The organism is Halobacillus sp. B23F22_1 (assembly GCF_043497005.1).
Taxonomy (GTDB): Bacteria; Bacillota; Bacilli; order Bacillales; family Halobacillaceae; genus Halobacillus_A.
Genome location: NZ_JBIEKE010000002.1, coordinates 1,207,750 through 1,232,750, shown reverse-complemented (window position 1 = coordinate 1,232,750; position 25,001 = coordinate 1,207,750). Strand labels below are relative to the sequence as shown.

At 39.9% G+C, this 25,001-nt stretch carries 26 protein-coding genes and 1 other annotated feature; of the genes, 17 read left to right on the top strand and 9 right to left on the bottom strand.

Going from position 1 to position 25,001, the window contains the following annotated elements; genetic code table 11:
• Positions 1-16 precede the first annotated feature (16 nt).
• Complete coding sequence (gene fabF / locus ACGTNH_RS14070) at positions 17-1,258, top strand: beta-ketoacyl-ACP synthase II (protein WP_394587510.1); 1,242 nt, start codon at positions 17-19, stop codon at positions 1,256-1,258.
• A gap of 169 nt (positions 1,259-1,427) precedes the next feature.
• On the opposite strand, the gene ACGTNH_RS14065 is transcribed toward fabF, so the two are convergent.
• Positions 1,428-2,414: an LCP family protein gene (locus ACGTNH_RS14065; protein ID WP_394587509.1), complete on the bottom strand. Its 987-nt coding sequence runs from the start codon at positions 2,412-2,414 to the stop codon at positions 1,428-1,430.
• A 151-nt stretch (positions 2,415-2,565) separates the two neighbouring features.
• Here ACGTNH_RS14065 and ACGTNH_RS14060 point away from each other — a divergent pair, with 151 nt between their 5' ends.
• Together ACGTNH_RS14060 and ACGTNH_RS14055 are read left to right on the top strand one after the other, a co-directional pair.
• Positions 2,566-2,766 carry a YuzI family membrane protein gene (locus ACGTNH_RS14060; protein WP_394587508.1) on the top strand — a complete coding sequence of 67 codons (201 nt, stop codon included), beginning with the start codon at positions 2,566-2,568 and terminating at the stop codon, positions 2,764-2,766.
• A gap of 90 nt (positions 2,767-2,856) precedes the next feature.
• Positions 2,857-3,618, top strand: a complete 762-nt coding sequence (locus tag ACGTNH_RS14055; RefSeq protein ID WP_394587507.1) for a YjbA family protein — start codon at positions 2,857-2,859, stop codon at positions 3,616-3,618.
• Between the two features lie 26 nt (positions 3,619-3,644).
• Here ACGTNH_RS14055 and trpS read toward each other — a convergent pair whose 3' ends face one another.
• Together trpS and ACGTNH_RS14045 are read right to left on the bottom strand one after the other, a co-directional pair.
• Positions 3,645-4,643 (bottom strand): tryptophan--tRNA ligase, encoded by a 999-nt coding sequence (trpS, locus tag ACGTNH_RS14050; RefSeq protein WP_394587710.1) that lies wholly within the window; start codon positions 4,641-4,643, stop codon positions 3,645-3,647.
• Between the two features lie 55 nt (positions 4,644-4,698).
• Positions 4,699-4,888: a binding site (T-box leader), on the bottom strand.
• A gap of 57 nt (positions 4,889-4,945) precedes the next feature.
• Complete coding sequence (locus ACGTNH_RS14045; protein WP_394587506.1) at positions 4,946-5,317, bottom strand: DUF3899 domain-containing protein; 372 nt, start codon at positions 5,315-5,317, stop codon at positions 4,946-4,948.
• 404 nt (positions 5,318-5,721) lie between these two features.
• Here ACGTNH_RS14045 and ACGTNH_RS14040 point away from each other — a divergent pair, with 404 nt between their 5' ends.
• From ACGTNH_RS14040 to spxA, 8 genes are all read left to right on the top strand, one after another.
• Complete coding sequence (locus ACGTNH_RS14040) at positions 5,722-7,416, top strand: peptide ABC transporter substrate-binding protein (protein ID WP_394587505.1); 1,695 nt, start codon at positions 5,722-5,724, stop codon at positions 7,414-7,416.
• A gap of 160 nt (positions 7,417-7,576) precedes the next feature.
• On the top strand, positions 7,577-8,503 hold the full coding sequence (gene opp3b, locus ACGTNH_RS14035; protein ID WP_394587504.1) for an oligopeptide ABC transporter permease: 927 nt from the start codon (positions 7,577-7,579) through the stop codon (positions 8,501-8,503).
• 8 nt (positions 8,504-8,511) lie between these two features.
• On the top strand, positions 8,512-9,642 hold the full coding sequence (gene opp3C / locus ACGTNH_RS14030; protein WP_394587502.1) for an oligopeptide ABC transporter permease: 1,131 nt from the start codon (positions 8,512-8,514) through the stop codon (positions 9,640-9,642).
• A gap of 16 nt (positions 9,643-9,658) precedes the next feature.
• Complete coding sequence (locus ACGTNH_RS14025) at positions 9,659-10,714, top strand: ABC transporter ATP-binding protein (RefSeq protein ID WP_394587501.1); 1,056 nt, start codon at positions 9,659-9,661, stop codon at positions 10,712-10,714.
• Entirely contained in the window at positions 10,711-11,649 is a 939-nt protein-coding gene (gene oppF, locus ACGTNH_RS14020) for an ABC transporter ATP-binding protein (protein WP_394587500.1), read from the top strand. Before ACGTNH_RS14025 ends, oppF begins: the two co-directional genes overlap by 4 nt.
• A 189-nt stretch (positions 11,650-11,838) precedes the next feature.
• Positions 11,839-13,044 carry a putative glycoside hydrolase gene (locus ACGTNH_RS14015; RefSeq protein WP_394587499.1) on the top strand — a complete coding sequence of 402 codons (1,206 nt, stop codon included), beginning with the start codon at positions 11,839-11,841 and terminating at the stop codon, positions 13,042-13,044.
• A gap of 201 nt (positions 13,045-13,245) precedes the next feature.
• Positions 13,246-13,830: a GNAT family N-acetyltransferase gene (locus ACGTNH_RS14010; protein WP_394587498.1), complete on the top strand. Its 585-nt coding sequence runs from the start codon at positions 13,246-13,248 to the stop codon at positions 13,828-13,830.
• A gap of 299 nt (positions 13,831-14,129) precedes the next feature.
• On the top strand, positions 14,130-14,525 hold the full coding sequence (spxA, locus tag ACGTNH_RS14005) for a transcriptional regulator SpxA (protein WP_188376582.1): 396 nt from the start codon (positions 14,130-14,132) through the stop codon (positions 14,523-14,525).
• A gap of 38 nt (positions 14,526-14,563) precedes the next feature.
• Here spxA and ACGTNH_RS14000 read toward each other — a convergent pair whose 3' ends face one another.
• Positions 14,564-15,226, bottom strand: a complete 663-nt coding sequence (locus ACGTNH_RS14000; RefSeq protein WP_394587497.1) for a TerC family protein — start codon at positions 15,224-15,226, stop codon at positions 14,564-14,566.
• 284 nt (positions 15,227-15,510) lie between these two features.
• Between ACGTNH_RS14000 and mecA the strand changes: the two genes are divergently transcribed.
• From mecA to pepF, 3 genes are all read left to right on the top strand, one after another.
• Positions 15,511-16,224, top strand: coding sequence for an adaptor protein MecA (gene mecA, locus ACGTNH_RS13995; protein WP_394587496.1), 714 nt, complete (start codon positions 15,511-15,513; stop codon positions 16,222-16,224).
• 95 nt (positions 16,225-16,319) lie between these two features.
• Complete coding sequence (locus ACGTNH_RS13990; protein ID WP_394587495.1) at positions 16,320-17,459, top strand: competence protein CoiA; 1,140 nt, start codon at positions 16,320-16,322, stop codon at positions 17,457-17,459.
• 70 nt (positions 17,460-17,529) lie between these two features.
• Complete coding sequence (gene pepF, locus ACGTNH_RS13985; protein WP_394587494.1) at positions 17,530-19,335, top strand: oligoendopeptidase F; 1,806 nt, start codon at positions 17,530-17,532, stop codon at positions 19,333-19,335.
• A 26-nt stretch (positions 19,336-19,361) separates the two neighbouring features.
• Here pepF and ACGTNH_RS21170 read toward each other — a convergent pair whose 3' ends face one another.
• From ACGTNH_RS21170 to ACGTNH_RS13970, 4 genes are all read right to left on the bottom strand, one after another.
• The gene (locus ACGTNH_RS21170) at positions 19,362-19,538 is read right to left on the bottom strand and encodes a hypothetical protein (RefSeq protein ID WP_507161311.1); all 177 of its coding nucleotides are present in this window, start codon (positions 19,536-19,538) and stop codon (positions 19,362-19,364) included.
• Positions 19,539-19,653: 115 nt separating this feature from the next.
• A complete protein-coding gene (locus ACGTNH_RS13980) occupies positions 19,654-20,544 on the bottom strand; it encodes a ClpXP adapter SpxH family protein (protein WP_394587493.1) in 891 nt (296 codons plus the stop codon).
• Positions 20,541-20,945 (bottom strand): globin domain-containing protein, encoded by a 405-nt coding sequence (locus tag ACGTNH_RS13975; protein ID WP_394587492.1) that lies wholly within the window; start codon positions 20,943-20,945, stop codon positions 20,541-20,543. Before ACGTNH_RS13975 ends, ACGTNH_RS13980 begins: the two co-directional genes overlap by 4 nt.
• A 54-nt stretch (positions 20,946-20,999) precedes the next feature.
• Positions 21,000-21,581: a CYTH domain-containing protein gene (locus ACGTNH_RS13970; RefSeq protein WP_394587491.1), complete on the bottom strand. Its 582-nt coding sequence runs from the start codon at positions 21,579-21,581 to the stop codon at positions 21,000-21,002.
• A 176-nt stretch (positions 21,582-21,757) separates the two neighbouring features.
• Between ACGTNH_RS13970 and yjbM the strand changes: the two genes are divergently transcribed.
• Genes yjbM through ACGTNH_RS13955 form a run of 3 tightly spaced genes read left to right on the top strand, consistent with a single transcriptional unit; the run spans position 21,758 to position 24,078 of the window.
• Positions 21,758-22,390: a GTP diphosphokinase gene (gene yjbM, locus ACGTNH_RS13965; RefSeq protein WP_394587489.1), complete on the top strand. Its 633-nt coding sequence runs from the start codon at positions 21,758-21,760 to the stop codon at positions 22,388-22,390.
• A 4-nt stretch (positions 22,391-22,394) separates the two neighbouring features.
• Entirely contained in the window at positions 22,395-23,201 is an 807-nt protein-coding gene (locus tag ACGTNH_RS13960; protein ID WP_394587488.1) for an NAD kinase, read from the top strand.
• A 40-nt stretch (positions 23,202-23,241) separates the two neighbouring features.
• Complete coding sequence (locus ACGTNH_RS13955) at positions 23,242-24,078, top strand: RluA family pseudouridine synthase (protein ID WP_394587487.1); 837 nt, start codon at positions 23,242-23,244, stop codon at positions 24,076-24,078.
• An 89-nt stretch (positions 24,079-24,167) separates the two neighbouring features.
• Here the strand turns inward: ACGTNH_RS13955 and prpE are convergent, their stop codons facing one another.
• Positions 24,168-24,899, bottom strand: a complete 732-nt coding sequence (gene prpE / locus ACGTNH_RS13950; RefSeq protein WP_394587486.1) for a bis(5'-nucleosyl)-tetraphosphatase PrpE — start codon at positions 24,897-24,899, stop codon at positions 24,168-24,170.
• Positions 24,900-25,001 lie beyond the last annotated feature (102 nt).

The following is a 25,001-nucleotide window of genomic DNA, read 5'->3' as shown; positions in this document are numbered from 1 at the left end:
AAGGAGGAATAGTGTAATGGAAAAACGACGTGTCGTAATTACCGGGGTGGGAGCTGTTACTCCTGTCGGTAATTCAGTAGAAGAAATGTGGAACAGCATAAAAGCAGGGAAATCAGGAGTAGGCGAAATTACAAAAGTTAACAAAGATGATTATCCTGTCAAAGTAGCAGCGGAATTAAAAGATTTTGACCCTTCCACCTATATTGACCGAAAAGAAGTACGCCGCATGGATCCTTTCGTGCAGTATGCTATGGTGGCCTCTCATATGGCAGTAGAAGATGCTGGTCTTGAGATTAATGAAAGTAATGCCGATCGTACGGGGGTTTGGATTGGTTCAGGAATCGGCGGTATGAACACGTACGAATCTCAATTTGAAACCTTTCAGAAAAAAGGATATCGCCGTGTCAGCCCATTCTTCATTCCAATGATGATTCCTGATATGGCAGCAGGGCAGGTTTCTATTGCATTAGGTGCTAAAGGAATCAACTCTTGCTCGGTTACAGCATGTGCCTCAGGAGCAAATTCGATCGGAGACGCTTTTAAAGTAATCCAGCGTGGAGATGCTGATGCTATGATTACGGGTGGAACAGAAGCACCTATGAATAAAATGTCATTTGCAGGATTTGCTTCAGCTCGAGCTCTTTCTTTAAATGAAGATCCCAATACGGCGAGCCGGCCTTTTGATAAAAACCGAGACGGTTTTGTTATGGGAGAAGGGGCAGGAATTCTTATCATTGAGTCTCTGGAATCAGCACAAAAACGCGGTGCTAAGATTTATGGTGAAATTACAGGTTACGGTTCAACCGGAGACGCGTATCATATCACTTCTCCAGCCCCTGAAGGAGATGGAGCAACACGCGCTATGAATCATGCTTTAGATGATGCCGGAATTACAGCTGATTCGATTGATTATTTAAATGCACACGGAACATCTACGGATCTAAATGATAAGTTTGAAACCACAGCTGCTAAAAATGTCTTTAAAGACTATGCGGCTAAGTTACCAATCTCTTCAACGAAATCAATGACGGGTCACTTACTCGGTGCAGCAGGTGCAGTAGAAGCTATCATATCCTTAAAAGCTATTAATGAAAGTCTCCTGCCGCCAACGATTAATTACGAAACACCAGACCCTGAATGTGATCTGGACTATGTACCAAACGAAGCGAGAAAACAAGAGATTCATACAGTAATGAGCAACTCATTAGGCTTTGGTGGTCATAATGTTACTCTTATCTTTCAGAAATTTAATGGGTAATTGACTGTAAAAGCGGTCTCCCATACGAGCTTGTAGAAAACCTCCATGTTTTCTACAAGTTTTTTTATGTTTTGAGTTTGGAAGTCTGAGCATCGTCCGCTCCTCACTTATATACATAGATTAAATAAAAAAGCACTCGACCTTTAAGAGTCGAGTGCTTTCATTTTACCTATTCCTCAAAAAATTCTTGTATATCTTGAGCGCTTTTTTCTTCATCGTGAGCGAGAACAAGTCCTACCGGGTAGTCCAGCCGCTCATTCCTGACATTGTCTTCTGTCGGTAAACTAAAAGTCTCAATATCATTTACAGGATTGAACAGCAAGTCTTTACCCAGGTCTAAAATCTTTCCACTCCCAACATTTGTATCAATATAAGGCTGGAGAGTTCCGATCATCCGAGGAGCTTTCATTACTCCGTTGAGCGAGACTGCTTCATCTTTTAAGAGTTTAATGACTTCTTGCTGCCGCTCTACACGGGCAAAATCACCCTTAGAATCACTGCGGTACCGTGCATATCCAAGCAGTTCTTCACCATTTAACTCCTGGGTACCTTGTTTTAAGTCGATATTCGTATCAGATGCTTTATATTGCATGTTTTTCTCTACATCTACTTCAACCCCATTAGGAGCAAGTGTATCAACAATATGAGTAAAACCATCAAAGTCAATGATCGAATAGTATTCAACATCTATCTCGAAATTTTCTTTAATGGTTTGGCGCATCAGTTCAGGTCCGCCAATAGCAAAGGCTGCATTAATTTTGTTATACCCATGTCCGGGAATATTTACATATAAATCACGCATCAGGGAAGCTACTTTAGCTTTTTCACCATTCTCATCATATTGGGCAATCATTATTGTATCTGATCTTGGTGTTTCGTCACTTCGCTGGTCAACACCCAGTAATAAGACGTTCGTTTTCCCGTCATTATTATCTACACCTTTAAATTCATCTTTATATTTACTTGAGATATCATCTAGTTTAATATCGTTTCCGTCATCGCCGGAAACTCTTCCTTGAGATTCTTGTTTCCCCATCATATATTCATAGCCTGTATAGCTTATGGCAGTTATAAACATAAGAAAAATAATAGCAATAAAAAATCTTTTTTTACGTTTCCGTTTACGACGGGTACGCAAGGAGCGTTGCTCTGACATAACATCATTCCTTTCCAAAAAAAAGCTCCCCTTCTAAATTTACCTGTATTTACTCTGTAAGTAAAGAGGAATATGTAGGAACAAGTCGGATAATGGTAGACATGCTTTTTACAATCCCACATAAAATAAACAAAGAGGAGGGGGACAAGCGATGTGGCAATGGCTGCTTCTGCTCGTAGGATTTGGCTTTTCAGTAGCAGGGGGCACGGTTACCATTACATACTTGAACCTTGTCCCCGCAGGTTTAACGTGGATCGAGTTTTTGCTGCTCATACAATCACGACCAGAGTGTTACTTATTTCCAGTTGGACTAGCCTTTAGCTTGCTGGCTTTATTATTTATGAGAGATTAATTTACTAAATGATGGATGTTAAGAATAAAAAAACCAACATTGGTCATAATGTAACCTAAAGAGTTCACGGTATGAAAGAGAGGTTGCGCTATGTTATATATGCATGATCTATGGGTGAATTGGTTTGAAGGAGAAGAGAATGGTTATAACGTATGTCACTTTCATGAGTGGCGCAAAGAAGATGGAATTGAACTAGTTGATCAAATTCCTTTATTACTTATTGATGAAGATTTATTTGAATTTATCGAGAATGACTTACAGGAATTACCAAAGTCTATGCTGGATGACATTCACAAACGTACCTACATGAAAAAAAATCAAGAACGCAAAACAATCGACTATGCAGCTGTAGTAACAGACGGAAGAAGTGTATTGGTATTTGATACCTTAGGTTATTCACTTCCTGTTAAAAAGAGCAGACTGATTCCTCGCCAGGAGCGGCTCGTTTTTGACATGGTGGAGGGAAAACGCCCATCCATCTATGAATTAGATAATCCTACACCTAAAGAATACCATATCTTATCATTATCTCCAGAAAAAATGGCAGGATTAACTCGAAGAGAAAGACAATTAAAGCAATTATTAATGATGGCACTTGATCAACTGCGACATACAGATCATCCAGAAGAAGTAGGTTATTGGTTAACAGAATGGGACCCTTCCCAATACGAATTAATGAAGGAATTGACAGCCGAAGCAGCCTGGCAGCGCCTGTACTATGGAACAATGGAAGGCTGGAGCAAGCAGCACGAGGATTTATGCGGAAAATTAATCAAAGGGCAGCCTTTCTTTGAAACGATGTGGCAGTCTGAAAACGAAAAAAGTACGAAGCATTTAAAAAGCCAGAACTGAGTGACAAACTCAGTTCTGGCTTTTTGTTATTTTTTCTTTTTCACTCGTCCAAGCCCCATCGCTTTTTTAGCTTTTGCCAGCATTTTATCGGCTTTGAACGAAGCTTCTTCTGCCCCCTGATCTAAAATTTGATCTAATTCCTCAGATTGAATAAGTTCATTATAACGCTCCTGGATCGGCTTTAACACTTGAATAACTGCCTCAGCCACTCCAGCTTTAAAATCACCATATCCTTTACCTTCGTACTTTTGTTCTAAATCTGCAATAGTCTCTCCGGAGCAAACGGATTCAATAGTTAACAGGTTGGATACACCCGGTTTGTTCTCTTTATCATATTTCACGATGCCTTCTGAATCTGTGACGGCACTTTTTATCTTTTTCGTAATTTGTTTTTCGTCATCCAGCATCGAGATAAATGCTTTCTGATTCGCATCTGACTTGCTCATTTTCTTCGTGGGCTCCTGAAGGGACATAATACGGGCACCTTCTTTAGGGATTCTAACTTCTGGAACAGTGAAGATATCATTGTACTTATTATTGAATCGCTGCGCTAAATTTCTCGTTAACTCTAAATGCTGCTTCTGATCATCACCAACCGGTACAATATCGGTTTGGTAAAGTAAAATATCTGAAGCCATTAAAGGAGGATACGTAAGAAGGCCGGAAGAAACAGCTTCTTTCCCCCCTGCTGATTTATCTTTAAACTGGGTCATCCGTTCAAGTTCTCCAATATAACTGACGCATTGTAACATCCATCCAAGCTGAGTATGCGCGGGAACCTCAGATTGAATGAACAAAGTAGAACGTTCTGTATCGATCCCAGAAGCTAAGTATAAAGCTGCAAGAGACTTTATGTTTTCTCTTAGCTTTAATCGGTCTTGCGGCACTGTGATGGCATGCTCATCAACAATACAGAAGTAACATTTATACTCCTCCTGTAAGTCAACAAAATGTTTCATAGCCCCTAAATAGTTTCCAAGGGTCAACGTGCCGCTTGGCTGAATACCTGAAAAAATGGTTTTCATCATCAATCACCTCTCTAATAGTTATAAAAAAAGAACCAATCGTTCCTTCCGTTATGGAAGGGACGATTGGTTCGCGGTACCACCCTAATTACTTTTGAAAAAGTCAGCTCACATTCGTTAACGCCGAAGACACGGAGCTGCTCCAAAGTCCCATTTCACTGCACCATGCTTGACTGTTTCCACCACACACAGACTCTCTATAAAAGCGATTGGTACTGCTACTCATTCTTTTTCGTTGCAGCTGTTTATATTAAAATCTTGCTCAAATTATAGATGATTCAAAGATGGTTTGCAAGTGGAAGTTATCCCTTGTAGTAAACAATCAATAGAAGCAGAAGAGCAATTAATAAAATAGCTCCTTGAAATAAAAAGAAATGCACAAATTTCCTCTTAAACATTTGGGAAGGGAGTGGTTTGTCCTCGAAATCATCGAGGTAATCTTTATTTTTAGCTACTCGATTTGTTACTTTTCTAAAACTGTACGTAATCGCATCAAAAAAACCGCCTTTAATGATCCATAGAAGCAGACCGATGAACAGGTAAAAAAAACATAAGTAAAATAACAAGTCAATAAAGGTCACTAAATCATAAGCTGGAGCCAGCAAACTGAAAATTAAGCTGATCAGCAGCAGGTTAATCGCCACGAATCCCCATTTATTCCGTACGAATAGCACTTTCTCACACATCCTTCACGATCTTAAACTAAGAGATAGTATACCATTTATGAACATTCTAAAACACGTCTAAATATAAGTAAAAAACTGAAAATTCCTCATAAATTGAATAATGCATGGGATATTCACCTATGTGAAAATTTCGCCGCTATCTGGCGGAGACTGCAAAATAACGGTACTTTTTTATTCATCTATGTGAATAGTTATCAAAATAGAACCGAAAAGAATGTAAAATAAACTAGGTAATTAGTCTTATTTTATGTCATTTAAACGTAATAATAAAAGGCTTTCAGCAAAAATTTTGAAAAAAAGGAATGCAAAATTGTTTGAAAACTTGTATAATTCGATATGTGGACAACGTGCCACGTCAAAATTTTTATTTTTTAGGGGAGGTCATTTTCTACATGAAAAAGGCAAATTGGTTATTGCTGGTGCTTGCATTAGCACTTAGCATGTTCCTCGCAGCTTGTTCTGGAGAAGACGATTCTGGCAATGAATCCGATGCAGAAGGCGGCAGCGATGGAGAAGACACAGAAGAATCATCAGGCGGGGAAGGCGATAGTGAACAAGTACTTAACTTATACGACACTTCCGAAATTCCAACGATGGACGCTTCCATGGCAACTGACACTGTTGCGTTTCAATGGTTAGGTTCTACTATGGACGGGCTGTATCGTGTAGGAGAAGATGGTGAAACGGAAGAAGGTATTGCGATTGATCATGAAGTAAGTGAAGACAGCCTTACTTGGACCTTTAATTTACGCGAAGATGCTACATGGACAAATGGTGACCCTGTAACAGCACATGACTTCGTTTATGCTTGGCAGCGTGCTGTCAATCCGGACACTGGATCTGAGTATGGACCATATATGCTGGGCGGAGTAGTTGAAAATGCCCAAGCAATCGCAGATGGAGATACACCTGTAGAAGAATTAGGTGTTGAAGCTGTAGATGATTATACATTTGAAGTAACGTTGGAAAAACCGACTCCTTACTTTGAGTCTTTAACAACTTTCGGTACTTTCTTACCTTTAAATGAAGACTTTGTTGAAGAGCAGGGCGAGGATTATGCATTAGAGGCTGATAGTTTACTTGCAAACGGACCATTTGTTATTACAGAGTGGGACGCTAGCGGCTGGAAGCTTGAGAAAAATGAAGACTACTGGGACGCTGATCAAGTTAAGCTTGAAGAGATTAACGTTGATGTAGTTAAAGAAACATCTTCTGCTGTTAACTTGTACCAGACTGGTGAAGTTGACCGAGTAGCACTTGATGCAGAATTTGTAGATGAATACCGTAGTGCTGAAGATTTCCTTACAATGGAAGAGCCTACTTTATTCTACTTGAAGATGAACCAGGAAAATGAAATCCTTTCTAACGAAAATGCTCGTAAAGCAATTCAGAGAGTAATTGACCGTGAATCACTAGTTAACACATTACTGAACAACGGTTCTCTAGCTTCTGCTGGTAACATGCCGCAAAACTTTGTTTTCCACCCTGAAACAGAAGAAGATTTCCGCGAGTTAAACGGAGACCTTTTTGAAACAAATGTGGAAGAAGCTCAAGAACTCTGGAACACTGCAAAAGAAGAGTTAGGTATTGAAGAAGCTGAGATTGGATACCTTGGTGGAGATACTGAATTATCTAAGAACATGGATGCTTACATTAAAGACCAGCTTGAAAACCTTGAAGGTTTAACAGTTAATGTCCAGGCTGTGCCTTTCCAAGAGCGTCTGGATCGTGATACTGAAATGGATTATGATCTTCAGAACGCCGGATGGGGTCCTGACTATATTGATCCAAACACGTTCTTAAACCTATGGGTAACAGATGGTGGAAACAATAAGACAGGCTACTCTAGTGAAGAGTATGATTCACTTATTGAACAAGCTAACAATGAACTGGCTCAAGAGCCGGTAGAACGTTTTGACACATTACTAGAAGCTGAAAAACTTCTTATTGAAGAAGATGCTGTTCTAGCACCACTTTATCAACGTTCACGTGCTTATCTATGGCAGCCATACCTTAAAGATGTAACGTTTAATCAGGCAGGTCCTGACTTCACTTACAAGTACGCTTATATTGACGGTAAGGAATAAAAACGAGCCAAACATAGGCTAACTTATAAGGGAGAGAGTATATGTCCATATGTTGGCGTATACTCTCTTTTTCCCTGTAAAGGAAATAGTCGGATAATAAACAAATTTCAGTTAATTTCAAGGGGTTTCGACAAAGGTTAATCTAACAGGAGGTGTTGGCATGGGACGTTATATTACGCAACGTTTAGTGTACATGGTTATTACAATGTTTTTAATCGCAACCTTTACGTTTTTCTTAATGAAGTTTTTACCGGGAACGCCTTTAAGTTCTGCCGATAAACTATCAGAAGAACAACAAGCGGTTGTTCTAGCTAAGTATGGTTTGGACGAGCCCATTCCAGTTCAATATTTCAACTACATGGTCAATTTATTGCAAGGTGATATGGGGATTTCCTTTCAATTTGATAATCGTGAAGTAACGACGATTATATTGGATCGGGTCGGCCCATCACTGCAATTAGGGTTTCAAGCGATGATTATTGGTACTATATTAGGAATGTTGTTAGGCTTAGTTTCAGCCATTTACCATAATGGAGTACTGGACTACGGCTCTACTTTTACTGCGGTTATTGGTCAATCTATCCCATCCTTTGTATTTGCAGGAATACTTCAGTATTTTGTTGGCGTAAAGCTAGGATGGTTTCCGGTGGCTCTATGGGGAACATGGCAGCATACAGTTCTGCCTACGATAGCATTAGCTATATTCCCGCTGGCAATAGCAGCCCGCTTTATGCGAACAGAGATGCTTGAAGTTATGGGCTCTGACTACATCACAACCGCTCGTGCAAAAGGGGTAAATAAATTTGGCGTTGTATTTAAGCATGGGGTGCGTAATGCTTTAATTCCTTTAATTACGGTATTAGGACCACTGGCTATTGGTTTAATGACAGGTACACTTGTTATTGAGAACATTTTTGCTGTTCCAGGAATTGGTGAACAATTTGTTAAATCAATTAATACCAACGATTATCCAATCATTATGGGGACCACATTGTTTTTCGCCATCTTTTTCATCCTCATCGTTCTGATCATTGACCTGCTTTATGGAGTCATTGATCCGAGAATTCGACTTGCAGAAGGAGAGTAGTACCTATTATGGAAAATCATAAACCTAACAAGGATTTATTTGTACCAGTTGATACGAGAGATGATGATAGCGAAAAAATCAGCCGGCCGAGTTTGTCGTTCTGGAAGGATTCATTTATCCGTCTACGTAAGAATGTAGGGGCAATGGCTGGGTTAGTTGTATTAATCATCTTAATAGCTTTAGCAGCTTTAGGACCTTACATGAACGAATATGATCAATTTGAACAGGACTTATCAAGAGCAAAAATGCCGCCTAAAGTTGAAGGTCTGGGCTGGCTGGGGATGGATGGTACATTAAGTACAGTACAGACGAACGCTTCCCTTGAACAAGCCGAAACGAATGCTCTAATGCGCTTTAACAATGATGAAGAGCATATTCAAACCACCGTTTTAAATGACGGAACAAATGGTGAACCTGCCGAAGTGGAAGCTGTTTATGATGTCTATGCTGCAAAAGATATGGACCAGAATTTCTGGTTTGGGACAGACGGGCTCGGCCGTGATTTATGGACAAGGGCCTGGGAAGGTACAAGAATTTCGTTGTACATTGCATTCCTGGCTGCTGCCATTGATATGATTATTGGTGTTGCATACGGCGGTATTTCAGCTTATTATGGCGGCCGGGTTGATAACTATATGCAGCGTTTTATAGAGATTTTAGTAGGGATACCGAACCTGGTTATTGTCATCCTCATGATTCTCATACTCGATCCTGGGATTCTATCGATAACGATCGCCTTGACCATAACAGGCTGGATCTCGATGGCCAGGATAGTCAGGGGACAAATCTTAAAACTGAAAAATCAGGAATTTGTTTTGGCCTCCCGTACATTAGGGGCTCAGGACGGCCGCATATTAAGAAAGCACTTGATCCCGAACGTTTTAGGATTAATTATTATTAATACGATGTTTACGATCCCATCTGCAATTTTCTTTGAAGCCTTTTTAAGCTTTATTGGGTTAGGACTGCCTACTCCATTAGCATCATTAGGTACACTAGTAGAAGATGGGTTCCAGTCACTGCAAATCTATCCACATATTTTATTATTCCCAGCTATAATCATTTCACTTATTATGATTGCGTTTAACATGCTGGCTGATGGTCTTCGAGATGCTCTAGATCCGAAGATGCGCGAATAGGAGGTAGGTGTACAAAATGGAAAAATTATTAGACGTAAAAAACATGCACGTATCCTTTGACACCTATGGCGGCGAAGTACAGGCTGTACGTGGGGTGAACTTCAGTGTAAACAAAGGGGAAACGTTAGCTATAGTAGGAGAATCAGGTTCAGGTAAATCTGTAACAACGAAAGCTTTAATGAAATTAATTCCGATGCCGCCTGGCCGTATTAAAGAAGGGGAAATCCTTTTTGGAGGACGCGACCTTGCAAAATTAAGCGAAAAAGAAATGCAGAAAATTCGTGGGAAAGACATTTCGATGATTTTTCAGGACCCAATGACTTCGCTTAACCCGACGATGAAAGTGGGAAATCAAATCGCAGAAGGTTTAATTAAACACCAGAAAATGAGTAAATCAAAAGCAAAAGCCAGGGTAAAGGAATTGCTTGAGTTAGTAGGGATTCCAGATGCCGAAAACCGTATGAAACAATATCCTCACCAATTCTCAGGCGGGATGCGTCAACGTGTGGTTGTAGCGATAGCGCTAGCCTGTAATCCTAAGCTGCTTATTGCTGATGAGCCTACGACCGCTCTTGATGTAACCATTCAGGCACAGATTCTGGAATTAATGAAAGATATTCAGAAAAAGACAGACGCTGGTATTATCTTTATTACGCACGATCTTGGGGTCGTAGCTAACGTAGCGGATCGTGTTGCGGTTATGTATGCAGGCAGAATCGTTGAAATTGGTACAGTGGATGATATTTTCTATAACCCAAAACACCCTTATACTTGGGGATTGCTTGGGTCTATGCCATCTCTGGATGCGGAAGATGCGGAACTTTATGCTATTCCAGGGTCACCACCTGACTTGCTGAATCCGCCAAAAGGAGATGCATTTGCGCCGCGTAATCAATTCGCTATGCAAATTGATCGAGAGCAGGAGCCTCCATTGTTTAAGGTGTCTGATTCGCACTATGCAGCGACTTGGCTGCTTCATGAACACGCGCCTGACATTGATCCGCCTGAGGCAATTAAAAAGCGAATGGCGGCTATGGCTTCTACGGGCAGTGGGAAAGGTGATCGTGTATGAGTAAAGAAAAATTACTTGAAATCAAAAATCTAAAACAGCATTTTAAAACCGGACGCCACAGTGTAGTCAAAGCTGTAGACGGCATCAGCTTTGACATCTACAAAGGAGAGACCTTTGGCTTAGTTGGTGAGTCTGGCTGCGGTAAGTCGACCACCGGCCGCAGTATCATTCGTTTGTACAATGCGACTGATGGAGAAGTTCTTTTTAACGGGGAAGACGTTCACGGGAAAAAAAGCCGTACTGAATTGAAGAAGTTTAATAGAGAAATGCAAATGATCTTTCAGGATCCATATGCGTCTTTAAACCCTCGTATGAAAGTAGCTGATATTATTGCTGAAGGCATGGATATTCATGGCTTAGAAAGCAATGAAAAGGTGAGGAAAGCTAAAGTAGAAGAACTTTTAGAAACGGTAGGACTTAACAAGGAGCACGCCAACCGTTATCCCCATGAGTTTAGCGGAGGACAGCGTCAGCGTATTGGAATCGCGAGAGCACTGGCTGTGGATCCTTCGTTTATTATCGCAGATGAGCCGATTTCAGCACTAGACGTTTCTATTCAAGCTCAAGTTGTTAACCTTTTAAAGCAGCTTCAAAAAGAAAAAGAGTTAACATACCTGTTCATTGCTCACGATTTGTCAATGGTAAAATACATCAGTGACAGAATTGGTGTCATGTACTTTGGCAGACTAGTAGAACTCGCAGATGCGGAGGAGCTTTATCGTAACCCTATTCATCCATATACACAATCACTCCTCTCCGCCATTCCACTGCCGGACCCTGTGTATGAACGTTCACGTGAGCGTTTCACGTACGATCCATACGATCACGATACGAGCGAAGAACCGGAGTTTCGGGAGGTGCGTCCAGACCACTGGGTGCTTTGTACAACAAAAGAATTCGAATATTATCAGAAAGAGCATAGTACTGTCACTTGATTTATTAAAAGGACCTTGCTTCGGTAAGGTCCTTTTTTTGATGGGTACTGGGTATTTTGTCATGAGACTTCTAGGTATATGGTAACTTTATGGAAAAAATAGCGAAAATATGCACATCTGGTCTATTCATGGCAAATAACTCTCTATATAATAAGTAGTAGAAAATAAAAAAAGTGGGAGAAGGTAGAAATGGGGAATATACACCTGAAGAAGGTCATCTATGCTGGCATTATTGCGCTGGCCGCGACGTTGTTCGTACATAACTCAGAAGCAAAGGCCGCAAAAGATGTGACGGAACATACGAGCAAAGAGATTTACCTGCAGAGTCTGGATGTACCTGATCGAATTGCACGTTTTGTATTTAATGCAGGACTTGAGTTTGAATATCCGGAGGCGGTAAGAGGGATATACGTCACAGGACCTTCAGCCGGAGGGGCTAAGATGGCAGAATTGACGGAGCTTGTTGAGTCAACGGAGCTGAATGCAATGGTTATTGATGTGAAAGAGGATCACGGAAACATATCATTTGAACCACCTGAAGACTCACCATATGCAGATATTGCAGAGCCTTACATAGACGATCCAAGAAAAATGCTTGAAGAGCTAGAAAAGAAAGGAATCTATCCAATAGCTCGTGTCGTTGTATTTAAAGACAGTTTATTGGCTGAAGAACGTCCGGATTTATCATTCACAAAAAATGGGGAAGTATGGAAGAACAGCCGTAACGAAGCATTCGTTAACCCTTTTAAACAAGAAGTATGGGAATACAATTTAGAAATTGCAAAAATGGCAGCTGAAATAGGTTTTCAGGAAATCCAGTTTGACTATGTTCGCTTCCCTGAAGGATTTGAGAACCGGGATGAGGAACTTGATTACGGTGAAGGAGAATATGCAGAGTCAAAAGATAATAATATTAAAAAACGAGTGAGTGCGGTTACTGATTTTGTAGAATTCGCCCGTAAAGACTTAAGTGATTATGATGTTGATGTGTCTGTCGATATTTTTGGGTACGCAGCAACGATTGAAGAATCACCAGGTATTGGACAGAACTTTTCGCAAATCTCTGATAATGTAGATGTGATATCTTCAATGATTTACCCGAGCCATTGGGGACCGTACTTTGGTATTGATAAGCCTGATACTGAGCCATATCGTATAATCGATGAATATGCACAGGTGGAAAACCAAATTCTGGGTGAACTTGAAGATGCGCCAGTGTCACGCCCTTGGCTGCAGGACTTTGAAGCACCATGGCTATACTCTGGCTCTACTTTCCAATATGGAAAAGCAGAAGTAGAGGATCAGATCCGTGCGTTACAAGATAACGGAATAGAAGAATATTTACTTTGGAACGCAACCAATAATTACACAGAAAACGTTGATTATACTCCATAAATTTAAAAGAAGCACTGAATATCAAGTGCTTCAGCCTGTTGTTAGACGGGTGAAAAAGGGAGAATTTAGAGTTTCTCTATAAACTGGAAGCAATGGATATCCATTGCTTTTTTTGTTCACACTAATAGGAGACGATCGTTATTTAACAATGAATGTATAATCAGTTATAATGAAATTATCAATTGGTAAGGGAGTAGATCAATGAGTTGGTATAATAAACTGAAACAGTATTTTCCAGTAGAGGAAATGAAATCACAAGAGCATATGGAAACCCTGCTAAAAGAAAAAAGTGATGTGTACTATAAAGATGAAGGAGAGCATCACGTATTAATGTATGCAGAATTTAAATCCTTTCTTTTTATTGACTATGTGTATGTATCTTCGAACGCCAGAGGCCAAGGACTTGGTCATAAATTAATCGAGAAAATGAAAGCAAAAGGAAAACCGATTATTTTAGAAGTAGAACCTGTTGACTATGAAGAAACTGACACAGCAAAAAGACTGCATTTTTACCAGCGAGAAGGATTCAAACACGCTCAGTCTATTGGTTATACTCGACGATCACTTGCTACTAACGAAGAAAACCAGATGGAGATACTGTATTGGTCTCCTGACGATGCTTCTGAAGAAGAAATTTATGAACAGATGAAACGAATGTATGAAGAGATTCACACGTATAAAGATAGTGAATTTTACGGAAAATCATACCAGCCGGTTGACGAAGTATTAACTCTAAATGAAAATCGGGAAACTGATGATATTTTAAAAGATTTAAAGAGAAGTTGATAAGAATTTAAATCCCTGCTTTTTTAGGCAGGGATTTTCAATTTCTCAGCGTAGATGAAAATGAAAAACTTCACAAAGATATAAAAAAAGTGGTTTAAAATAACCGCAGATGTGGTACATTACAGTGTATGCTGTTCTAATCGTTAAAATTCTGTGAATGTAAGCCTTTTACCTTTCAACATATAGATTTTAATTGACAACTATGTTATAGTTATACTATAAGATTAGATTATACTAATTTTAAATTAGAGCCGCTTAAAAAATAATTATAAATAAAATTCGAGGAGTGAAGTTTCTATATGGTAACACTTTATACCTCACCAAGTTGTACATCATGTCGTAAGGCGAAAGCCTGGCTTGAGGAGCACGATATTCCTTACACTGAAAGAAATATCTTTTCAGAGTCTTTGACGATTGATGAGATTAAAGAGATTTTAAGAATGACAGAAGATGGTACTGAAGAAATCATTTCTACCCGTTCTAAAGTCTTTCAAAAACTGAAAGTTGACTTCGATCAACTTCCAATGCAGGATTTATTCGACTTAATTCAAGAAAACCCTGGTTTGCTTCGCCGGCCAATTATTATTGACGACAAGCGTCTGCAAGTTGGATATAACGAAGATGAAATCCGCCGTTTCTTACCGAGAAGTGTGCGTACCTTCCAACTTAAGGAAGCTCAGCGCTTAGTAAACTAAATGCTAAACTGTCCCGATTAAAAAATCGAGACAGTTTTTTATTTTTCTGCCACTTGCTTGTTGTAAAAATAACCGGTCATGATAGTTAGTAATACAACCACAAATGGAAATACGGTCATGATTGGAGCTATGACATAAATCCATTCCTCGACATGAGGATCTTCGAGAATCATTTCGGCAGCTGTAAAAGCTAATATACCAGCACCAATATAGACAAGTATCGGAAATTTTTCCATTAATTTTAAAATGATCCGACTACCCCAGATAATTATGGGCACAGATATTAGTAAGCCCATCACAACTAACGTAATGTTTCCGTGAGATGCGCCTGCAATTGCTAGTACATTGTCAAAGCCCATAACAATATCAGCAAAAACGATGGTTTTTATAGCTGATAGTAAACTATCGCTGCTTTTGATGGATGTATTATCTTCTTCATTAATTAAAAGCTTGATCGCTATGTAAATGAGAAGCAATCCTCCGATTAAACGTAAATAAGGAATGGCTAATAAATACAAAGCGACGGTAGTAAGTACTACTCGAGAGGCTACAGCCAGGCCTGTCCCAATAAAAATCGCTTTGTTTCGCTGATGCTCTGGTAAATTTCGGCTGGCTAACGCAATCACTACGGCGTTATCTCCGCCAAGAATAATGTCTATACTAATAATGATCAGGATAGGTTCAAGCAAGTCCCAGTTCATTTAAAAAACCCCCCTCTAAGTAGTGACAAATTTCAAAAAATAAGCTAGAATAAAAAATCAACCATCCCTATAGATAAATCATAGAGGGCTTGGGTTCTAGTTATCTGCTGATTCGAAGCAATTTGTTTTCCATTTTAGATTTACTATCATACAATATAAGTACATCAATCCTTACACTAAAACATCACGATGGTTGAAGCTTTGACCTGAAGGGTAAGGTATGAATAAGCGACTTAGGGTTACGATCCCTTCCGCCTATTAAACGATAGAAGGGAGAGAGAGAAATGGAAATCGAACGCATAAATGAAAACACTGTTAAGTTTTACGTTTCTTATCATGATGTGGAACAGCTGGGATTTGACCGCGAAGAGATTTGGTACAATCGCGAAAGAAGTGAACAGCTATTCTGGGAAATGATGGATGAAGTGAATGATCAGGAAAACTTTCAAGCCGACGGACCGCTCTGGATCCAGGTTCAAGCAATGGACAAAGGCCTAGAAGTGATCGTTACTAAAGCGCAGGTTTCCCAAGACGGGCAAAAGCTCGAACTCCCAAGTGATGAGGGTAAATCAATTGATGTACCTGTAGACGAGAATTTAGAACATTTACTTGAAGATAAATTAGGGCATTCAGATTCAGACGAAGCAGTAAACGAACAAGATGAAGAAACAGTGAATGAACAAGAAGCACTGGCTCCACTCAATTTCACATTACGTTTTCAAGAATTTGAAGATGTGATCCAATTGAGTCACTATATGGATAACAAGTCAGATCAAATTGATCACGCGTTGTATCACTTTGAAGGTGCCTATTATTTATATATTCAGTTCAATGATGAAAATATGAGTGATGATGAACAAGAAAATATTTTAAGTCAGTTAATGGAATTTGGACATGAGTCGTCTGTGACGGTTTATCGTCTGCAGGAGTATGGAAAAACGATTTTTGCTGAACAAGCATTGACTCAGGTGAAAGATTTTTTTCCAGCTGATAAGTAAGAGCGCACTCACACTTGGAGTGTGCTTTTTTTTGTAGATAAAAAGAGGGTTTGTGAGTAGATTGTCGAATCATAATACATAGAGGGGGGTGCTCTATGTTCCATGCTTACGATGAAAACGGCAAGCTTACATCTCTTTATCACTATTCATTATCCACATTAGAAAAAGTAAGGAAAAATTCATCCTTTTTTTGCCCCGTATGCAAAGAAAACCTCATGATCCGTGCTGGTCAAAAAATAACTCCTCACTTTGCGCATTTTCCTACAAGTACGTGTGAAATTAATCGTGGGGAAAGTGTATATCATGAAGCTGGTAAGCGGTTGTTATATCAATGGTTACACGGGCAGGGGTATCAAATTGAAGTAGAGGCTTTTCTGCCTGAAATCCAACAGCGACCCGATTTGCTTCTCAAACACAACAAAAAAAGAATAGCAATTGAGTTTCAATGTGCAACTATTCCATCGGGCGAGGTATTAAAGCGCACCGCAGGATTTCGGAAGGCTGGCATTTTTCCACTATGGATCTTAGGAAGAAATCAATTAAATCAAAAAGGAATATATTTAGTTCAGCATGAGCAGTTTCATAAGTCTATGGTGTATTTTTTTCAAAAGCAGTACTGCATGTATTTTTTAGACGTAAATGCACACGCTATGACCACCGTTCATCAGTTAAACAGTACTTCGGTTCGTTCTTCTTTTGCTTTCTTTCAAACATCCCCTTTACAAGCTATACGTTTCCCTCAACTATTTAAACCCTCTTTAACTTCTTTTTCCCCCTTGTATTCGATGTGGGAGAAGCAACTGTATCAGTTTCGTACTCACTATCGAAAACGTGTAGGATCTATAGAAAGTCAATGGAGGCAATTACTTTATTTAAAGGGACATCACTTTTCACTTATACCCAGCGTTTGCTATCTGCCTGTAAGAAGCCAATTATTTCTAGGTGAAGCACCTTATGTGTGGCAAACAAAATTCATTCTTCAACATTATATGCCCAGAGCAATCGGGGACGTGATTACTTTTCCAAAAAGATCAATCCAGACCGCCGTTAACAGCCGAAGCAGTTTACTTTATGACGAGTACCTGGAACTGCTGCAGCAATTAGGATATGTTCATCGTACAAGGCAGCAAGAATGGGTGAAGAAACGGAACATTTGTTTTCACGGTAACATTGACCAGGCGATTGCTGAAGATCGAAGAGTAGTAAATGAACTTAAACGCCATAATAATATATAACGAGGAGCAGGAATTACGGTCAGGACCTAGAAATATTTAGTGTGACGAATTATTTTTGAGGAGGATTTGTATGTCATCGACCAAGCAGTTACCAAAACGAGAAGAAATACCTAAAGAAAGAACATGGGATTTAGAATCAATATTCGAAACTGATGAGAAATGGTATAAAGAATTTGAGCAGGTAAAAGAAGTTATTCCTGAAATTGAACAGTATAAAGGCAGTCTCGGGGAGTCTTCTGAACAGCTTTTTAATTTGTTGAAACTGCAAGATGAAATCTCTCACCGAATTGGTTTGTTATTTACGTATGCGCATATGAGAAATGATCAAGACACGACGAACTCTTATTATCAGGAAATGAATGCAAAAGCAGAAAGTCTATATACAAAAGTAGCGTCATCTATGAGTTTTATCACTCCGGAAATCCTCGCTCTTCCTGAAGGAACAGTAGACCAGTTTATAAATGAGAATAAGGATTTAGAACTGTACAAGCACGCCTTAAAAGAAATCACTCGCCGTAAAGACCATGTTCTTAGTGAGAATGAAGAGCGTTTGCTCGCAGGATTTTCTGAGGTAGCTTCGAATCCATCGCAAACGTTTGGAGCTTTGAACAATGCGGACTTAACGTTCCCTTCTATTAAAAATGAGGAAGGTGAAGAAGTAGATTTAACACACGGACGTTATGTTGGATTTCTTAAGTCAGAAGATCGTGAAGTGCGTAAAAATGCATTCCAGGCCATGTATGATACGTTTGGCCAGTTTAAAAACACGTTTGCCTCCACCCTGAGTGGAAATGTGAAGAAAAATAATTATTTTGCTACAGTGAAACATTATGAACGAGCGAGGGAAGCAGCACTCGATCGTAACAATATTCCAGAAGAAGTATATGATAACTTAATTGAAGCGGTGAACGAGCGTCTGCCTCTACTGCATCGCTATGTGGAACTTAGGAAGAAAGTGCTTGAGCTCGATGACCTTCATATGTATGATATGTACACCCCTTTGATTAAAGATGCTGAAATGAAAGTGTCTTATGAAGAAGCGCAGGACCTTGTAGTTAATGGCTTAAAGCCGCTTGGAGATAGTTACGTTAACACGGTGAAGGAAGGCTTTAAAAACCGTTGGATTGATGTTGAAGAAAATAAAGGCAAACGCAGTGGGGCGTACTCCTCCGGTCATTATGGAACAAACCCATTTATATTGATGAACTGGCAGGATGATGTAAACAATTTGTTTACCCTTGCTCACGAGCTTGGTCACTCATTGCACAGTTACTATACGCATGAGAATCAACCTTACCGTTATGGTAATTATTCCATTTTTGTAGCAGAGGTTGCCTCTACGTGTAACGAAGCACTCCTGAATGATTACATGTTGAAAAACACAAATGATAAAAAAGAAAAGCTCTATCTTTTAAATAACTTTTTAGAAGGATTCCGCGGCACTGTATTTCGTCAAACGATGTTCGCTGAATTTGAACATGAAATTCATATTCAAGCCCAGAACGGCGAAGCGCTCACTGCGGATAAACTGACTCAAATCTATTATGATCTGAATAAGAAATATTTTGGCGAAGAGCTTGTGATTGATGACGAAATCGGCCTTGAGTGGGCACGTATTCCTCACTTTTATATGGGATACTATGTGTATCAATATTCTACAGGCTATGCGGCAGCAACCACACTTGCCGAACAAATTTTAACAGAGGGTGAACCTGCTGTTGAACGCTATATGAGCTTTTTAAAGGCGGGAAGCAGTGATTATCCAATTGAAGTATTGAAGCAGGCTGGAGTAGACATGACTTCTAAAGATCCTGTTTATGAAGCATTGGACGTTTTTGAACAGAAGTTGAACGAAATGGAAGAATTATTAAAATAAAAGTTGAAAAAGTTCCGCAGGTGTCGTTAAGAGAACCCGCGGAACTTTTTTTTGTGAAAAAAGAGATGAAGGAGAAAATAAAAAGAGAGCACGAGAAGAGGCGTAGTAATATAAAGAGGGTATAGGCGCATTAAAGCAAATAAATGAAAAAAGCAAATGGCAAGAAATATAATAAGATATAGAATCAATAACCAGGTCTTCATAAAGAGAGTACCCCTTTCTTCGTTCGTAATCATAATCATTTTATTCAAAAAGGACAGGATTATGAAAGACATAAAAAATCCATGGCAAGCGTTGCAGCTTACCATGGATCGTTCATTATTGGCCACTCATATACTCCCAGAATGTGCCGTGTTTTACTGGGATTTCACGTGCTTTTTGCTTTAACACTAGTTTCTTCATTTCTTTCTTGGCTTGCTGCTCTGTCCAGTCATAAACTACAGCGATTTCTTTAGTCGCGACGAAGCGGTAGTGGCTTAAGAAATCTTCAAGCAGGGGCTTCTGAGCTGGTTTAGGATCTTTTTGTAACATTTCTTTTAATACTTTTACATAAACATCATATGAATAAATGCCGGTAATCTTAAGACCTGCTTCTTCATCAGATTCGTTGAAAACGACCATAGAAGGGGATGAATCAACGTCCATTTCACGCGTTAATTTAATATCGCATTGTAATGCTTTTCTGGCGGATTCGGAATGTAAATCCTTCTCAAATTCATGAACATCGAGACGACTTTTCTTCGCACATTCCAGCAAGACACCTTCGTCAGAAATGTTCTTTTTCTCTAAGAAGACATATTCCTGGACTTTGCGAAGAAACCGCATGCCTGCTTTCTTTCCTTGAAGCTCGGCTGCTTTAACAGCTAGTGCCGTAACTAGAGGAGAGGATACGGGGTTTTCAATCCACACATCTCCATCGCAGCACATTCCTGTGCGGGATCCTGTTTTATCCCACACTTTTTTCAGCTTCTCTGGTCGATCGGAATCACAGTTTTGCAGGGAAGCCAAGTTTCCACTAATGATCGGGCGAATAGAAAAGAATCGTCCATATTCGATGGTAAGCTTTTTCAAGATCGGTTCGAGTGACCAACAATCTGGGCAAAGTGGATCCACGAATACATACATCTCGATTGGCCTTTTTAATAAATCAAAAAAACCAGTGGATGTACCTTGTTGCTCGCTTGAGCTGTTTAAGCTTTTCCAACTCACATCGATTCTCCTTTCTCCTCGTCCTCTGGTGTGTTCATCATGTGGTTAGCTGTCATCGTTAAGCGGTCTAGCATTGCTGTACGATAAGGTTCTTCAATTTCCGCATCCGTCAAAGCCTGGTCCATACAAGTAAGCCAAGCGTCACGACGGGTTGGTGTAATTGTAAAGGGGAGGTGGCGTGCCCGAAGCATCGGATGTCCGTGCTCTTGAATATACAGGGGGGGTCCACCGAAAAATTGAGTAAGAAATTGCTTTTGTTTGCGTCTTGTTTCCGTCAGGTCATCCGGAAAAATAGGGATGAGATCAGGATGCCGGCTTACATAATTATAAAAGTGATCAACAAGTTCGTTTAATTTTTCTTCTCCAATAGCTTCATAAATAGTGCCTGGTGTAGGTTGCATAAAATCCCTTCCTGTCTGTTTATTTATTTTAGCAACGGACAACAAGAACGGCAACTAATCTGATTGCGGCTTCGCATTAAAGAACCTCTTGATCTTATTATCGGTTTTTCTCTCAGGAATATGATAATGATCGAGCAGTTCGCGGAAAACTTTCAGACCTGTTTCTTTAGAATGGGCTTCGAGCTCAAGTTCATAATCACTTTTTTCAAAATAAAAGCTGTGATCAAGGACTACCGTTGTGTTCTTATACTCCCGTTCTTTTCTGCGGGTCATAAGAGAACCCATGTATTTAAGTTCATTAATGGACACACCAAGTTCGCGCAGTTGTGTTTCAACATGTTCCGCTGAGACAGGTCGGCTGATCATCCATTGGTTTACATCTTCTTGTGTGAGCACATCGTGTGTTTCCAGTAGGCCATCAGTATGAGGCTGCTTTAACGTCAGCGTCCACGTGTCTTTTTTTCTGCGAATGCGCAAAGCCGCTCCCAATTGTTTCAGCTTAAAGTCTTCAGTTTCAAAATAATAGTTGGTTTGTTCTATAAGTTCAACTGATTCAAAAGATAAGTCGTCATAGAGCCTTACATATTCTTCTTCGGTCAGTAGGTTTTTAAATTCAATTTCTATTTCTTGGGCCATTTGTACTTCACCTCTTTATTATTTATTATGATTTATATGTATTGCAAATTGCAAAGATTAACCATTCCCGTCATGTTTGATTCTAGTTTGGACTGGTAATTATGATACAATATGGATGAGTCAAACAGCTCAACCATGCTAGACTGTAGGATACATAAAGGTGGTGCTCAACGCGCATGAATTGGGAGATATTTATAGCACCCTATGCTCAAGTGGTGGAAGAATTAAAGGTTAAATTAAAAGGAATGAGGCAACAATTTGAATATGAGCGTGATCAATCACCGATCGAATTTGTAACAGGTCGAGTGAAACCTAAATCGAGTATTATTGAAAAAGCTAGACGAAAAGGGATTAATCCAGAAAATATTGAAGATGAAGTGCAGGACATTGCCGGCGTTCGTGTCGTTTGTCAATTTGTCGATGATATATATTCTGTGGTCGATATGCTCAAGAACCGCCATGACTTTGATATTGTCGAGGAAAAGGACTACATCTCACGAAAAAAAGACAGCGGTTATCGGTCGTTTCACGTAATTATTAGATATCCTGTAGAAACCATTCATGGTGAAAAAAGAGTTCTGGCTGAAATTCAAATTCGTACGTTAGCTATGAATTTCTGGGCAACAAATGAGCATTCATTAAATTATAAATATGCAGGACAGATTCCAAGTGAAGTGAAATCCAGGCTGAAACGGGCGGCTGAAGCTGCTTTTCAATTAGACGAGGAAATGTCCAAAATAAAAAGTGAAATCCAAGAGGCACAAAAGATTTTTAATGAAAAACAAATGAAAAAACCAGAAGGGAGCTGACGGTATGAAATTTTCGATCCTCTCAAAGGGTGATAAAAAATCCAACGAGATACGCACAAAAATTAAAAATTACTTAACTGAATTTAAACTTGAATATGACGAAGAGGAACCGGACTTAGCGATTTCAGTTGGTGGCGACGGAACGCTTTTAGAAGCATTTCATACCTATGTTCACCGTTTGGATAAGACTGCTTTTATCGGTGTTCATACCGGCCATTTAGGTTTCTATGCAGACTGGACACCGGATGAGTTGGAAAAGCTGATTATTGAAATCGCCCGGACCCCGTTTCAAGTGGTGGAATATCCGCTTCTTGAAGTGATCATTCGTCCTAATAGCGGTGGGACGGAGGATCGTCATTTAGCTTTAAATGAGTGTGCGATTAAAACTTCTGAAGGATCAGTTGTGCTTGATATTGAAATTAAAGGCGATCATTTCGAAACCTTTAGAGGTGATGGCCTTTGTATTTCTACTCCTTCAGGAAGCACAGCTTACAATAAAGCTTTAGGGGGGGCGATTTTACATCCTTCGCTTGAAGCGATTCAGATTACTGAGATGGCGTCTATTAATAACCGCGTGTTCCGTACAATCGGTTCTCCTCTTATTTTACCTGGCCATCACACGTGCTTGTTAAAACCGAAAAATGATAAGAGCTTCCTTATTACAATAGACCACATCACAAAAACCTATAAAGATGTAAAATCGATTCAGTGCCGGGTAGCGAAAGAACGGGTTCGTTTTGCACGTTTCCGCCCATTTCCATTCTGGAGTAGAGTGCACGACTCATTTGTAGCAGATGAACATTCCATGTAAACCGTTGATTAAATCCTGGCTGATTCAAGAATCCATTGGTATGAAGGCTTTTTTAAGAAATCGTGCGAATTTTTCCGCTCAGTTGTACAAGCACGTAAAACGGGAAGCTGTCATTCAAGTCAATGGCGTGAGTGCTCCCCACTGGAAATATTTACAAAAAGGGGATCGGCTTTCGATTATTTTTCCTAAAGAGGAACGGGGGTCGGTGTTGGTTGGTGAACCGGTCTCGTTATCGATCATTTACGAAGATGAAGATATTATTGTGCTTCATAAACCCTCAGGGATTGAAGTGTCTCCGCGTCCGAACCACCCTTTTGGAAGCTTAGCTCAAGGATTGATTTATTACTATGATACCAAGGGGCTTCCGTATACAGTTCATATCGTGACGCGGCTCGACCGTTACACTTCAGGACTAATGCTTGTGGCCAAGCATAAGTACAGCCATTCCGTTTTAACTGCTAATCGTAAAGAGGTGGAACGAAAGTACACTGCACTGCTCGAAGGAAGAATGAAGTTGAAACAAGGAGAAAAAGGTACCGTTGAGGCAGCAATCCGGCGTAAAACAAATTCCATTATTGAGCGTGAGGTGCACCCAGAAGGTAAGCATGCAGTTACAGAGTATAAAATACTGCAAAAAGGAAGACGGTACACTCGGGTGGAATGCAAGCTGCACACAGGACGGACTCATCAAATCCGAGTCCATATGGCATCGGTCGGCTACCCGTTGGCAGGAGATACATTGTACGGAGGAGAAGAGACAGCAGCATTGGATCACCAAGGACTGCATTGTCATGAACTTACGCTGCGCCATCCATGGACAAGGAAATGGATCCGCTTCACCTCAGATCCACCTTCAACCTGGAAAAAATACAAATGACAAAAAGCAGGCATAAGGTCCCTGCTTTTTTTCTTTTTTATCTATGTACCAGGTACCGAAAAAGAATAATGGTGTACCTGGTACCGATATTAATTAAACTTTTCTTCTACTAATGGCATCGTGGAGGGGACGCTGACGGTTGTTTCTTCGGGCAGGCGGAAAGCTGTGAGTTTATTGCCAAAGACACAGCCAGTGTCGATGTTGACGGTTTTATTAACGAAGCGAGGCTCAAATACAGGGGTATGTCCATAAACTATCCACCGCTCTCCCTTATAATGCTGGGCCCAATCTCTTCTTTCGGGCCGGCCATCTGGTAATTGTTCACCTGTAATATCTCCATAAAGAACGAAGGTTCTGATCCGTTTATTTACATTACCGATGTCTTCCTCACGTATACCGGCATGAGCAATAACTGCATGGACTTCAGGTATTTCAATATATAAAGGAGAGGATTCATAAAGTTCAATAAACTCCTGTTTCACCTGTTTCTGCTCTTCTTTTTTTAAGCTTTTTAATTCGGCAGCTGTCGTTTCAAGTCCGTGCTTTTCCTGTACAGGATTTCCTTTAAAGTAGCGGTACAACTTATTGCAATGATTCCCTGGCACATACTTTGCAGAGCTTTCTCTCATTACAAGTTTGTAAACGAAGCGGATGGTTTCAACTGACGAAGGCCCCCGGTCAGTAAGGTCGCCTACGAAAACCGGAATACGCCCGTCAGGATGATGAGGCATTTCATTTCTCCACTCGTATCCAAGCTCTGAAAATAAATTTTTTAATTCATATAAGCATCCGTGTACATCCCCAATAACATCAACTTTCATAAAGATAACCCCTTTTAAAAGTGTACCAGGTACCGAAAAGCACCTATGGTGTACCTGGTACCCAGAAAATAAAGAAAAAAACGCAGGTTTAATGATATAATC